The organism is Sphingobium sp. GW821-FHT02B05 (genome assembly GCF_059421905.1).
Genome location: NZ_JBWKVW010000006.1, coordinates 31,841 through 45,084, shown reverse-complemented (window position 1 = coordinate 45,084; position 13,244 = coordinate 31,841). Strand labels below are relative to the sequence as shown.

General features: G+C 62.9%; 9 protein-coding genes. 3 read left to right on the top strand and 6 right to left on the bottom strand.

All coding sequences use genetic code 11. The features are described from left to right. The first annotated feature begins 48 nt into the window (after positions 1–48). The 3 genes from AC07UX_RS16390 to AC07UX_RS16380 all read left to right on the top strand — a co-directional run bounded on the left by AC07UX_RS16390 (position 49) and on the right by AC07UX_RS16380 (position 4,946). Positions 49–2,571, top strand: coding sequence for a heavy metal translocating P-type ATPase (locus AC07UX_RS16390; protein ID WP_495193055.1), 2,523 nt, complete (start codon positions 49–51; stop codon positions 2,569–2,571). Between the two features lie 65 nt (positions 2,572–2,636). Then, a complete protein-coding gene (locus AC07UX_RS16385) occupies positions 2,637–3,509 on the top strand; it encodes an undecaprenyl-diphosphate phosphatase (RefSeq protein ID WP_495193054.1) in 873 nt (290 codons plus the stop codon). Between the two features lie 327 nt (positions 3,510–3,836). Further along, a complete protein-coding gene (locus tag AC07UX_RS16380; protein ID WP_495193053.1) occupies positions 3,837–4,946 on the top strand; it encodes an aspartyl protease family protein in 1,110 nt (369 codons plus the stop codon). Positions 4,947–5,036: 90 nt separating this feature from the next. Here AC07UX_RS16380 and AC07UX_RS16375 read toward each other — a convergent pair whose 3' ends face one another. The 6 genes from AC07UX_RS16375 to AC07UX_RS16350 all read right to left on the bottom strand — a co-directional run bounded on the left by AC07UX_RS16375 (position 5,037) and on the right by AC07UX_RS16350 (position 13,165). Continuing rightward, positions 5,037–6,095: a DMT family transporter gene (locus tag AC07UX_RS16375; protein ID WP_495193052.1), complete on the bottom strand. Its 1,059-nt coding sequence runs from the start codon at positions 6,093–6,095 to the stop codon at positions 5,037–5,039. Between the two features lie 46 nt (positions 6,096–6,141). Further along, the gene (locus AC07UX_RS16370; protein WP_495193130.1) at positions 6,142–6,774 is read right to left on the bottom strand and encodes a YgjV family protein; all 633 of its coding nucleotides are present in this window, start codon (positions 6,772–6,774) and stop codon (positions 6,142–6,144) included. A gap of 130 nt (positions 6,775–6,904) precedes the next feature. Continuing rightward, a complete protein-coding gene (locus tag AC07UX_RS16365; protein WP_495193051.1) occupies positions 6,905–7,297 on the bottom strand; it encodes a copper-binding protein in 393 nt (130 codons plus the stop codon). Between the two features lie 17 nt (positions 7,298–7,314). Next, positions 7,315–10,452, bottom strand: coding sequence for an efflux RND transporter permease subunit (locus AC07UX_RS16360; protein ID WP_495193050.1), 3,138 nt, complete (start codon positions 10,450–10,452; stop codon positions 7,315–7,317). Then, positions 10,449–11,939, bottom strand: coding sequence for an efflux RND transporter periplasmic adaptor subunit (locus AC07UX_RS16355; protein WP_495193049.1), 1,491 nt, complete (start codon positions 11,937–11,939; stop codon positions 10,449–10,451). Before AC07UX_RS16355 ends, AC07UX_RS16360 begins: the two co-directional genes overlap by 4 nt. Continuing rightward, entirely contained in the window at positions 11,936–13,165 is a 1,230-nt protein-coding gene (locus AC07UX_RS16350) for a TolC family protein (protein ID WP_495193048.1), read from the bottom strand. Before AC07UX_RS16350 ends, AC07UX_RS16355 begins: the two co-directional genes overlap by 4 nt. Positions 13,166–13,244: the final 79 nt, after the last annotated feature.

The window sequence follows — 13,244 nt, the reverse complement described above, 5'->3', positions numbered from 1 at the left end:
ACTTCAGACTTTATAGAGGGTGTCATGTCGAAGAGTCGAGGTGACGATATGGTCGAGCATACCGACGCGCACGCTATCGCGATGGACCGCTGGTGGCGTTTCAAGGTTGACGGGCTCGACTGCCAGAATGAGGTTCGGCTTCTCAAGGAAGTCCTCGTCCCGCTTGTCGGGGACGAACAGCTTTTGTCATTCCAGCCGAAGCGCGGTCTCCTCGATGTCGATGTCGAGTCCGGCATCGGGGTGGAGGCGCTGATCGCGGCCGTCTCGACCACCGGGATGACAGCCGAATTGCAAACCGCAGATGCGTTCGCAGAGGATAAAGCAGATGCTGGCGGTTGCAGCGGCTGCTCGGGCGAACCGATGCCTGTCGAACAGATACTTCCTGACCGTCCGAATAGCGTCATCTTCAAGATCCACGGCATGGACTGCGGCGACGAAGTCGCGGTGCTCAAGCGCGAAGTCGGGCCGGTCGTCGGGTTGGAGAAGCTGTCGTTTGATCTCATCAATGGCCGCATGTCGGTCGCGGGTGCTTCCGACGCTGTGCATCACGCCGAAATATTGAAGGCGGTCGAGCGCACCGGCATGCGCGCCGAGCTCTGGAAAGAAGGCGAGAACAGTGCCGGTGCGCAAGCCGAACAGCGTCGGCGCCGCATCCAGGCCGCGCTGACGATCGCGAGCGGCGTGTTGGTCGTGGTGGGCTTTGCGATCCATGTTCGCGCGAGCGGACTCGCCGCGGTGCTGCACGAGAATCTGGCGCGTGAGGCCCATCCTCCGCTCCTCGCCATGCTCGCCTATTCGCTGGCGATCCTCGCGGCGGTTCGGTACGTCGCCCCCAAGGCGATCCTCGCGGCGCGACGGCTCCGGCCGGACATGAACCTGCTCATGATCGTCGCGGTGGCAGGCGCCCTTGGCATTGGGCAATGGTTCGAAGCCGCGACGGTCGCGTTCTTCTTCGCCCTCGCCCTCGCCCTCGAGGCATGGAGCCTTGGACGGGCCCGCCGTGCCGTCGCGGCGCTCATGGACATCGCCCCCGACTCTGCCCGGATACGCGATGCCGCGGGTGTCGAGAAGAATGTGCCGGTCGCCGAGGTCGCGGTCGGAACGCAGGTGATCGTTCCGCCCGGCGGCAAGATTCCGCTCGATGGGCGCGTGGTTGCGGGAACCAGCGCGGTCGATCAGGCGCCGATTACAGGCGAAAGCGTACCCGTCACCGTCGAGCAAGGCGCAACGGTCTTTGCCGGGACCATTAACGGCATGGGCGCGATCGAGATCATAACGACCCGGCCAGCCTCCGACACGACGCTCGCCCGTATCGTGCGGATGGTCGGTGAAGCGCAGAGCAAGCGTGCGCCGACCGAACAGTGGGTGGAGCGCTTCGCACGGATCTACACGCCGGTCGTGATGGCGCTTGCGCTGGCGGTATTCTTAGTGCCGCCGCTTCTGCTCGGAGGTAGTTGGGCCGCCTGGTTTTACCAGGCGCTGGTGCTGCTTGTCATCGCCTGCCCTTGCGCCTTGGTCATCTCCACCCCCGTCAGCATCGTCGCGGGGCTGACCGGCGCGGCCCGGCAGGGAATTCTGATTAAGGGCGGCGTCCATCTCGAAACGCCCGCTCGCATCACCGCGATCGCCATGGACAAGACGGGCACACTCACGCTTGGACGTCCCAAGGTGATCGAACTGATCCCGCTTGGCGGCCGGGACGAACTGGAACTGCTGGCGGTTGCGGCTGCTATCGAAGCGCGAAGCGAGCACCCGATTGCGCGTGCGATCCTCGCTGCCGCAGCGGAACGCGGCGTTGACGTGGTCCCCGCAAAGGCCGTGACGGCGTTGCCGGGCAAAGGCGTCGTTGGCATGATCGATGGTCGGGAGGCCTGGGTCGGATCCCCCGGTTATCTTGAAGAGCGGCATGGGGACGCCGGCGATGATGCGCTTGCCGTCCAATTGCATCGTATAGCCGCAGCGGGACTGACCGGGATTATTGTCGGTGAGGCTGAGGCCATCATCGGCTTGATTGCAGTCGGCGACGCGATGCGTCCCGAGGCCCGACAGATCGTCGCGCAACTGCATGAACTTGGCATCGCGCAGATCGTCATGCTGACCGGAGACAGTCGCGCGCCTGCCCAGGCCATTTCGCGCGCGACCGGCGTGGATGAGGTTCACGCCGAGCTGCTTCCCGAACAAAAGGTCGAGGCGATTGAAAGGCTGGTAGCGCAACACGGCCTCGTCGCCATGGTTGGTGACGGCGTCAATGATGCGCCGGCGATGGCGCGATCGGGCCTCGGCATCGCCATGGGCGCGATTGGCAGCGATGCGGCGATCGAGACGGCGGATATCGCGCTGATGCAGGACGATCTCTCTCGCCTGCCGTGGCTCATCCGGCATTCCAGAGCGACGCTCGCCGTCATCCAGCAGAACATCGGCTTCTCGCTGGCGATAAAACTCGTTTTCGCAGGTTTGACGCTGCTTGGCATGGCGTCGCTCTGGGGCGCGATCGCGGCGGATGTCGGCGCATCCCTCCTGGTCGTGCTCAATGGTATGCGTCTTGTCGGTCGCGACCAGCGAGGTAGATGATCCGGTCGCCCAGGCAGCGAAGCAACGATCTACGCTCATCCACCACCCAATAGGACCGCACTGCTATGACCGGACAATGTGCCGCAGGCGTCGACACGGGCTTCGTGACACTGGGTTATGCCAAGGTCGCCATCTTGGGCGTGGTGCAAGGTATCACCGAACTTCTGCCGATTTCATCGACCGCTCATATGAGAGTCGTTCCGGCCCTGTTGGGATGGCGAGATCCAGGATCGGCCTTTTCGGCCGCGATGCAGCTCGCCGCGCTCGCCGCCGTGATCAGCTATTTCTGGCAGGATGTACGCCGTCTGGCGGTTGGTTCCGTGTCGGCCATCGGCCATAGACAGTTCGCCGATCCCAATCTCCGTCTAGCGATCTGGATCGCTCTCGCGACGGTCCCGATCGTGCTGGCAGGCGCCCTGTTGTCGAACAGCCTCAATACATGTAACTCGCCCTTTCGCGCCCTGCCCGTGATTGGCTGGGCCTGCATCGCGATGGCGGTGCTGATGGGGCTCAGCGAGATTCTGGCGCGCCACAGCCGCAGTGTTGAGAAGGCATCGCTGGTTGATGCGCTGCTCGTCGGGCTCGCGCAGGTCGGTGCCCTTATTCCAGGCGTCTCGCGCTCAGGATCAACGCTCACCGCCGCGCTCGCGCTCGGATTCAAGCGCGAGGAAGCAGCCCGCTTCTCGTTCCTGTTGGGCATTCCGGCCATCGCTCTGGCGGGATCGAAGGAATTATGGGAGCTGCACAAAGCCCATCTCGATCTGCATGGCTGGTCCGTTCTCGCGGTGGGCTTGGTTGTCGCGTCCGTTTCGGCATTCGCCGCGATCTGGGCGCTGATGCGCGTCCTTGAGCGGTTCTCCGCCTGGCCGTTCGTCATCTATCGGGGAATGCTCGGCGTCCTTCTGCTCGTTGCGACCGCCAACGCCTGGCTCGTTTGAACCACGCGCCCGGGCCGCCGGCTTCGCAGATGCCGCCGAAGAATCGGGCATGGCGGTCCCCTCAAAGCCGCATCGACGTTAAGCATGTTCGGCACGATGACAGACCGCTACCCCATTCGGTGAATAGCGTGGCAGAATTGCTAATCAAATAGCTTTAGAATGTATGTGCCCCTTCGAGTCGGCAGGATCCTCGGCCTGAATTGAAAGGCTAGTGAGTTGGTGTTGGGAAAGACTACGATTACTCGGCGTGATATTACTGCGGGGCTTCTTTGCTGCGGGACTTTATTGGCCGACGCGCTGTACCGGCCCGCGTACGCGGGAGCGGCGATGATAATGCGCGATTGGAACGGGTTTGCTGCCCTCTCTCGTTGGCAGGCGTTCAGCCTCGTTACAGGCGACACGATAGTTCTCCCGATTAACGTGGCGGGCGTATCTGCTGAAGCTATTCTCGATAGCGGTAGCGCTGCCTCGATCCTCAGTTCGTCTTTGGTAGCCAAACTTGGAATCTCGTCGACGGAGCGGAGGACAATTCGCGGAGTGGGCGGGCGGGCAAGCGTACAGCTTGCGCGCGATGTAGAGATCGCGTTTGCGGGCGAACTGCGCCGCCCACCCTTTGTCATCATAAGCGATCTGAAAGCCGTATCGGCCGCTTTAGGCCGCGATGTCGATGTGGTGCTTGGCGCAGATATGCTTACCGGGCGCTCAATAGCCTTGGACTTTGACAATTGTCGGATTGCTGTCGCCGAGAGCGGTTCGTTTTCAGCAGGACCGGACTGGCGCCGCGTCCCGCTTTCACATGGGGCAAATCGCGAGTTACTCGTGCAGGCTTCCGTGGCCGGTCTGCCAAGTGCGCCCATGGTCTTCGATCTCGGCAGTTCGACAGCGCTGATGCTGGGCCGCGCCTATGTTGAAGAGCATCGACTCCTTGAAGGAATCAAGCGTTCGACCGCGGCGATCGGAGGGGTAGATGGTATCATGCTGGCAACCGCCTTCATGGCTGAAATAGTCCAGTTAGGCTCATTCTCCGTCGCCTCAATTCCTACACTTACACCTTCAAGCTGGCTGTCCACGAGTGCCGTGGGCAGCATCGGACTCCCGCTAATCTCTCAGTTTGACACGGTGCTGGACCTTTCGGCTGGACAGGTGTGGCTGCGACCAGCGCGGCACGGATTGCCCATCCTGGAGGACCACAGCGGCTTCGGACTAGCCCTCACCGGAAACGAACTGTCCATTGTCCATGTCGCAGAAAACAGCCCAGCTGCTGCCGCTGGCTGGACCGTCGGAGACCGTATTCGGGCGCTCAACGGTCGGAGTATCGATGGATCTTACATTTCAGGTAAGCATTGGCGGTGGCGCTTCAGGCCGGCAGGCACGCGCGTAACTTTGCGAGATCAAAAGGGCCGTGTGCGAGAACTTCTTCTCGCAGACTATTTCTAAGTCACGAATGCCCTTCCAAAGACAACTGACCGAACATCGTGGGAGCAAGTTCAATCAGCCTCTGTTTCGCCGCCGCGCCGCCTGCAGAAATTATAAATCGTGCCTATGCCGGTGGTGCAAATCGGGAAAGTGGGCATGGCGATGCGTCATTCGCTCATGCCGATGCCAGTGACTGTGGGGTTCGTCTGAAACAACGCCCGGCAAATGCTGGTGCTGATGATGGCTATCATGAACATGGCGATGGTCATGTTCGAGAGATTCGTGCGCATGGTCGTGGCCATGCGATTCGGTCAGGTGCAGCCAGAGCCCGATCGCCATCAGGATCCCGGCGATGATGAAGGGCATGGTGACCGTTTCGCCGAACATCGCGACTGCGAGTGATGCACCGATGAACGGTGCCGTCGAGAAATAGGCTCCCGACCGAGCCGTGCCGAGGTGCCGAAGCGCGAGAACGAACATCACGAGGCTGACGCCGTACCCAAGAAAGCCGATCAGCGCGGCACCTGCAACCATAGGAATCGCTAGTAAGGATGCGCCAAGCGTCAGCGCCAGGACGAGATTGACGGCCCCTGCGGCCAGCCCTTTCAGCATCGCGATCTGGACGGGATCGGCGCTGCTGAGCTTTCGGGTGAGATTGTTGTCGATACCCCAGGCGAGGCAAGCGCCGGCGATAGCCAACATGCCCAGGCCACCGCCTGCGGGAGCGCCACGCCACGATAGCAACACCGCGCCGCCCAAGATCGCCGTCGCACCGATCAGCAGGCGACGATCGACATTTTCGCGGAACACCAGCCAAGCGATGGTGAGGGTCGCAAGACCTTCCAGATTGAGCAGAAGCGACGCGGTGGACGCAGGCGTCGTAGCCAGTCCCGCCATCAGCAAGACCGGTGCGATCCCGCCTCCGCACAGGATGACGAGCGCCAGCCAGGGCAGGTCGGATCGGACGAGCGATGCTTCCCCCTCGCCGCGTCCGATCGCTCTGCGCAACGCATATACGAGAGCAAGCCCGCAACCCGATCCGAGATAAAGCAGGCCGGCGAGCAGCCAAGCGTTTACACCATTACCAAGGGCGAGCTTCGCGAACGGTGTACTGGCGCCAAACAATAGTGCTGACAGGATCGCCAGTACGGCACCCGAGCTTGGCTTCACTGGCGAGCGATCATCATACGAATGCTACCTGACTCGTGAATGCTCTCTATACAGTATTTTTCACAAGCAGGTCACGGTCGATCCGCCGGGGCTTGAGGCGGATGATCCTCGACTGTCCAGATCGGACAAGAAGCGCAGCTTGTGTGGTGACCAATGTAACGGACGCTGAAGCGCCCACCGAGGCGCGCCGCTGCTTTAGCAGGAATTTCGAAAGATTCGCGATGTTGGATACTAGCGAGACTAGATCCGTACCCAGCGCGAAGAGCGCCCCAACTATCAGATTATGTGCAAGCCAGAATGGCGCACCGACAAGAAAGAGACCTTTCATCCGCGTGGTTGAAGTCTGCAACCGTGCGAGGGTGCCCAAGGAGCTACCGGTTAAGGCCAAGGCAGACGGGATGCCATGCCACGTCACAATTGAGAGAAAGGCCAAAAGAATGAGGCTCGCACCATAAAGCCTGATGACCACGTAACGGTCTCGCACAGCCGCAGAAATAATGAGTTGGGAGCACGAAATGAGACACGCCATCGCTGCCGTGGGCGATCCCAGCGCAAGAAAATAGAGCGAGAATGCCGCCGCACCGGTGCTCTGAATTTTGATCACCGTCCCGTAATCGTTGAAAAATGGCCAACTCACGACGCACAAGAGAGCGAGGCAGCCAAAGGCGGTGGCAATCATGACTGCCACCGCGCGATGTATAGGAGGTCGAGTTGTGCTTGCGTTTTGGCGCGTAATCTCAATTGTTCCATTGCCGAAGCGTGACGGAACAAGGTTAATTACACGCTAATGCGCCAAGGCGATCGCCGGCTCAGGGCTGTTTGAGGATTGCCGTCACCTCGCCCGCGCTGCCGGTTAGTGTGACGTCGAAATCGACCTTTTCGCCTACCTTTGCCGCGTCGGTGACCGCAGGTGCCGCCTTAAACGTCATGGTCATCGCCGGCCATTTGGCTTCAGGTATCGGGCCATGGTCGAGCGTGATCGTGCCTGCGGTCTTGTCGATGGCGGTGACCTTGCCGTGGCCCTTGGCCTTGATCGACGCAGTCGCCGCCGGCGCCATCGCCATATTGCCCATGTCGCCGCTCATGGCCGCGGCGGGTGCCGCCTGATTGGCCTCGGCCGCAACCGGCGTCTCCGCCTTCTTGCCACAGGCGGCGGTTAGGGCGGTGAGGCCGAGAGCAATGGTCAGTCGTATCATAGTCATGGTCTTCTCCTTGCAGATTAAACAGGTTGGTGGAGGGATTTTACTCGTCGCCGCCGAAGCAAGAGATAGGCAGCGGGCAGGACGAACATCGAGAGCAGTGGCGCGGTGAGCATGCCGCCGATCATCGGCGCGGCGATCCGGCTCATCACTTCCGAACCCGCGCCCGAGCCGAGCAGGATCGGCAACAAGCCGGCGAGGATCACTGCGACTGTCATTGCCTTGGGGCGGACGCGGAGCAGCGCGCCTTCGCGGACCGCCGCCTCGATCTGGTCGGCATCAGGATCGACGTCACGCTCTTCCAGCGCATTCTTGAGGTAGATCAACATGACCACGCCGAACTCGGCCGACACGCCGGCCAGCGCGATGAACCCGACGCCCGTCGCCACCGACTGGTTGAAGCCGAGCAGGTAAAGCGTCCAGATACCGCCGGTGAGCGCGAACGGGAGCGTACCCATGATCAGCGCGGCTTCGTCGAACCGACCGAAAATCATGAAGAGCAGTACGAAGATGATCAGCAACGTGGCCGGCACGACCAGCTTAAGCTTTTCGACAGCGCGCTGGAGATATTCGAACTGGCCGGAGTAGGCGATACTCACGCCCGGCGAGAGCTTTACCTCCTTCGCCACCGCGCGTTGCAGGTCGCCTACCACCGAAGCGAGATCGCGGCCGCGGACATCGACGTAGACCCAGGTCGATGGCCGGGCATTCTCGGTCTTGAGCATCGGCGGCCCTTCGGCGATCGAAACCTTCGCCACGGTGCCCAGCGTGATTTGCTGGCCCGAAGGCGTCAGGACCGGAAGCGTGCGCAGCCCTTCGAGGCTGTCGCGCAGCTCACGTGGATAGCGCACGCTGATGGGATAGCGCGCCAGGCCTTCGACGGTTTCGCCAATGGTCTCGCCACCGATCGCGCCCGAGACGATCGCCTGCACGTCGGCGATGTTGAGCCCGAAGCGGGCGGCGGCGGCACGATCGATATCAACATCGACATAGCGCCCGCCGGTCAATCGCTCGGCCAGTGCCGAACTGACGCCCGGCACGGTCTTGGCGACCGTCTCGATATCATGGGCGATGCGGTCGAGCTGGGCGAGGTCGGCGCCCGAGACCTTGACCCCGATCGGACTCTTGATGCCGGTCGCGAGCATGTCGATGCGGTTACGGATCGGCGGCACCCAGACATTGGCGAGGCCGGGTAGCTTCACCGTGCGGTCCAGCTCTTCAACGAGCTTGTCCGTGGTCATACCGGGCCGCCATTGGTCACGCGGCTTGAACTGGATGGTGGTCTCGAACATTTCGAGCGGCGCGGGATCGGTGGCAGTCTCGGCGCGTCCCGCCTTGCCGAACACGCTCTCAACCTCGGGTACCGTCTTGATCAGCCGGCCGGTCTGCTGGAGCAGTTGCGAGGCCTTTGCCGCTGACAGTCCCGGCAAGGCCGAGGGCATATAGAGCAGGTCGCCTTCGTCCATATTCGGCATGAACTCGCCGCCGAGTCGGGAGAGCGGCCAAGCCGTCGTTGCGAAGACCAAAACCGCAATCAGCAGCACCGCCTTGGGCTTTTTCATCGTCCAGTCGAGGGCGGGCCGGTAGATATTGGTCAGCCAGCGATTGATCGGGTTGGACTGCTCGGCGGGAATGCGGCCCCGGATGAGATACCCCATCAGGATGGGGACCAGCGTCACCGAGAGGATCGCGGCCGATGCCATCGCATAGGTCTTGGTGAACGCCAGCGGCGCGAATAGCCGGCCCTCCTGCCCCTCCAGTGTGAACACGGGAATGAACGAAAGCGTGATGATCAACAGGCTGAAGAACAGCGCTGGGCCGACCTCGGCCGCGGCATCGGTGACGACGGTCCAGCGTGTCGGATTATCGAGCAGCTGCTGCGGGTTATCATGTTCCCAGCGCTCGATCTTCTTGTGCGCGTTCTCGATCATGACCACCGCCGCATCGACCATCGCGCCGATCGCGATGGCAATGCCGCCCAGCGACATGATGTTGGCGTTTACCCCCTGGAACCGCATTACGACGAACGCCGCCAGCACGCCTATCGGCAGGGTCAGGATCGCAACCAGCGCCGAACGGACGTGCCAGAGGAACAGGCCGCAGACGATCGCGACGACGATAAACTCCTCGATCAGCTTGTGGGTAAGGTTATCGACCGCACGGTCGATGAGCTGCGATCGGTCATAGGTGGTGACGATCTCCACGCCGGGCGGCAGGCTCGCCTTCAGGGTGGCGAGCTTGTCCTTGACCGCGGCGATGGTTTCGCGCGCATTCTTGCCCGACCGCAGGATCACGACGCCGCCGGCGACCTCACCTTCGCCGTTCAACTCGGCGATTCCGCGCCGCATCTCGGGGCCAATCTGGACCGTGGCGACATCGCCTAGCCGCACGGGCACACCGCCCATTGCGGTCCGCAGAGGAATGGCCCGGAAATCGTCGAGCGTCTTCAGATAGCCCGAGGCACGGACCATATATTCGGCCTCGGCCATCTCCAGCACGGAGCCGCCCGCTTCCTGATTGGCCTGTTGGATCGCCTGCACGGCCTGCTGGTGCGTGATACCGTAAGCGGCGAGCTTCACCGGATCGAGCAGCACCTGGTACTGCTTGACCATGCCGCCGATGCTGGCGACCTCGGCAACACCGGGAACGGTTTTCAGCTCGTAGCGCAGGAACCAGTCCTGAAACGCGCGAAGCTGGGCCAGATCGTGCTGGCCGGTCTTATCGACCAGGGCATACTCATAGACCCAGCCGACACCGGTTGCATCGGGACCGAGCGCACTGCGGGCGCTCGCCGGCAGGCGGCCCTGTACCTGATTGAGATATTCGAGCACGCGGCTGCGCGCCCAATAGAGATCGGTGCCGTCCTCGAAGATCACATAGACGAAGCTGTCGCCGAAGAAGGAATAGCCGCGCACCGTCTTGGCACCCGGCACCGACAGCATGGTGGTCGTCAGCGGATAAGTGACCTGATTCTCGACGATCTGCGGCGCCTGTCCCGGATAGCTAGTGCGGATGATGACCTGCGTGTCGGAGAGGTCCGGTAGCGCGTCGATCGCGGTTGATCGCACCGCCCAGACACCCACGCCGATAAGGGCCAATACACCGATCAGGACGAAGAAGCGGTTCCTGACCGACCAGCGGATGAGATGGGCGATCACTGCCCCGCCACCTTTGCCATGCGCCGCACGGTCGGTCCGGCCGGCGGTTGATCGAACCCGAAACGGACACGATCGCCCGTCTTCAGGCCGCGCGCGACGTTCGGATCGGCAAGCTGGAATGTCATCGTCATCGCCGGCCAGCCAATCGCCGGCACCGCCCCGTGGCTCAGCGTCACCGAATTGGCGGTGAGCTGCTCGATTTTACCTACGGTCTCGTAGAGCGCGGCCGTAGCTGCGGGTTTGCCAACTGCCATCGGCACGCCGCCACCGATCGGCCGTGCCTGCACGCCGGAAAGACTAGCCTCGGAGTCGATCAGGAATTGGCCCGAGGCGATGACCTTCTCGCCTTCGGAGAGCCCAGCAAGGATCTCGGTGTCGCCCCCGGATTCTCTGCCGGTTTGCACCTCGGCCGGCCGGTAGCGGCCCTTATCTAGCGCAAGCATCACCAAGGTCCGCTTGCCGGTGCGGATCAGCGCCTCGGAGGGTACGAGCAATGCTGGCTGTGCGCTGCCGCCGAACGACACGGTTGCGAACATGCCCGGGCGCAGACGACCACCACGATTGGGTAGTTCGATCCGCACGGTGAGCGTCCGGCTGTCGGCCTGCGTCGTAGGCAGGATCGCCGAGACACGGCCCGACAATGTCTCGCCGGGGAATGCGGCAAGCGTGGCCTGCACGGTTTGTCCGGGCTTGAGCGGACCGGCGATGGCTTCTGGCACGGCAGCATTGAGCCAGACCGTGCCAAGGCCGTTGACCTCGGCAAGCGTCTGTCCTGCCGTCATCGTCATGCCGGCCCGCACATCTAACGTCTTGATGACGCCGCCGGTTGGCGTGGAAATCGTGATGACATTGTGCGGCCGACCCGTTCGCTCGACCGATGCGACCGTACCAGACGGCATGCCAAGCAGTATGAGCCGCTGGCGCGCTGCCTGTATCAAAGCCGCGCTCCCGGTGCGGCGGACCGCCAGGAACTCGGCCTGTGCGCCACCCCATTCGGGGACGAGCAGGTCGGCGAGTGGGGCACCGGCGCCAATGATGTCGCCGGGCGCCCGGGCATAGACCCTTTGAACGAACCCGCCAGCGCGCGCCTGGACGATCGCGACATCGCGCTGGTTGAAGTCGATCGTGCCGGTGGCGGTCAGGCTGCTGGTCAGTTGTCCCCGTCGTACGGCGACCGCTCGCAGCCCCAGCGTTTGGGACGCAGCGGGATCGATGCGGATGCCCGGGGCGTTGCCGCCGCCTTCATCGGCATATTTGGGGATGGTCTTCATCCCCATCGACGAAAGCGTATCCGGATTGTTGTAGTGCTCTTGCGGCACCATAGGATCGTACCAGTAAAGCGCCTTACGACCGGAATCGGCTGTTTGCGTAGGAGCGGTTTCCCTCCCACCGAGGTGGGCGATGCCATAGCCTGCGCCACCAGCGACGAGGGCGAGCGCTGCGGCGGCAAGACCCAGCCGGGCGCGCGGTGATATCTCGAGGCTCATCGATCTTCGCTCCGGTATGTGAGAGTCAATCGCGCGCCGTCAGCAGCGACCAGCGCCTCGCGGTCGAGGACAGTGAGGGTTGCGTCGGCCAGTGCGGCATAAGCCTCGGCGACATCGACAAGACTGGCGCGTCCAGCACCGTAGCTGGCGGTCTCCAGTTTCACGCGCTGCTCGGCCAGCGGCTGCAGCGTTCCTTGCGCGCGCATCCATTGTTCGTGGTGCATGACATGGTCGGCGATATCGGCATCGAGGTCGGCAGCAAGAGCGCGGCGCGCCGCTTCGCGTTCGGCCAGAACGCGCCCGGCATTGGCCTGGGCAGCGGCGATTCCGGCGTTCTGACGATTGCGGGTGAAGAACGGCAGGCTGACCGTCACGCCAGCAGAGACATAATCGCCGAAACGGTGATCGCGGCGCTGATACGCGACATTCACGCCGAAGTCAGAACGCCGACCGGCATCCGCCACCCTTACATCGGCATCGGCTTGCCCAGCCTGGGCATCGATCATCTGGATGGTGGGATGGCGATCGAGGCCAGCACGAAGCTCGGTCCCATCGACCGGAAATTCGGGAATTGGACCGGCAATCTCCGGCGCGGGATCGCCGGTCCAACGGGTAAGTGTAGCGCGGGCACGCGCGACGTTCGAGACCAGTTCGCTCCGGCGATCATGCATCGTGGCGATGGCCTGCTGACCGGCAAGCGTCTGCGCCGGCCGTACGCTGCCCGAAGCGACAGCGCCGATCGTGGTCCCTACGACGCGCTCGAGCCGGGACAGCACGTCTTCAAGAGCGGCAAGCCTGCGCTCGGCATAGGCCAGATTGATCCATGCCAACGCCGTACCTACCTCGACGGTGCGCGCCTCGACCGCCGTATCAGCCTCCGCCGCCCTGATGTCGCTATCGGCGCGCGCCTGCTGGGCATGGCGCTTGGCGAGGTTAGGAATGTCTTGAGACACGCCCACCCGCGCCATGGTAAAATTGTCCCGCTGCGGCTCGAACGCGAGCGGTCCTGAGATCGGGAAGCTGTCTAGGCCCACTGCGAGGGTGGGATCGGGCAGCGTTCCCGCGGCCCCACGCGCCGAACGCGCGGCATCAGTGCCAAGTGTCTTCGCTCGAATGGAGGGAGCATCGTGCTTAGCCTGGCGAAGCGCCGCATCGAAGGTCAGCGGACCGGCGAACGCAATCCCGGGGATCGCCGCGAGCAGCGGCGCACAAACAAACAATCGCATGGAAAACTCCTGATCGGAGGACCGGATCGGCCGCGCACACTATGACAGGCATATCAGTGGCGGCGGAATGGGGGGCATT

Excerpts from the sequence above, each read along its gene's own strand:
- AC07UX_RS16380 (WP_495193053.1), top strand. The coding sequence starts at position 3,837 with ATGATAATGCGCGATTGGAACGGGTTTGCTGCCCTCTCTCGTTGGCAG.
- AC07UX_RS16365 (WP_495193051.1), bottom strand. The coding sequence starts at position 7,297 with ATGACTATGATACGACTGACCATTGCTCTCGGCCTCACCGCCCTAACC.
- AC07UX_RS16390 (WP_495193055.1), top strand. The coding sequence starts at position 49 with ATGGTCGAGCATACCGACGCGCACGCTATCGCGATGGACCGCTGGTGG.
- AC07UX_RS16370 (WP_495193130.1), bottom strand. The coding sequence starts at position 6,774 with ATGATTGCCACCGCCTTTGGCTGCCTCGCTCTCTTGTGCGTCGTGAGT.
- AC07UX_RS16355 (WP_495193049.1), bottom strand. The coding sequence starts at position 11,939 with ATGAGCCTCGAGATATCACCGCGCGCCCGGCTGGGTCTTGCCGCCGCA.
- AC07UX_RS16385 (WP_495193054.1), top strand. The coding sequence starts at position 2,637 with ATGACCGGACAATGTGCCGCAGGCGTCGACACGGGCTTCGTGACACTG.
- AC07UX_RS16350 (WP_495193048.1), bottom strand. The coding sequence starts at position 13,165 with ATGCGATTGTTTGTTTGTGCGCCGCTGCTCGCGGCGATCCCCGGGATT.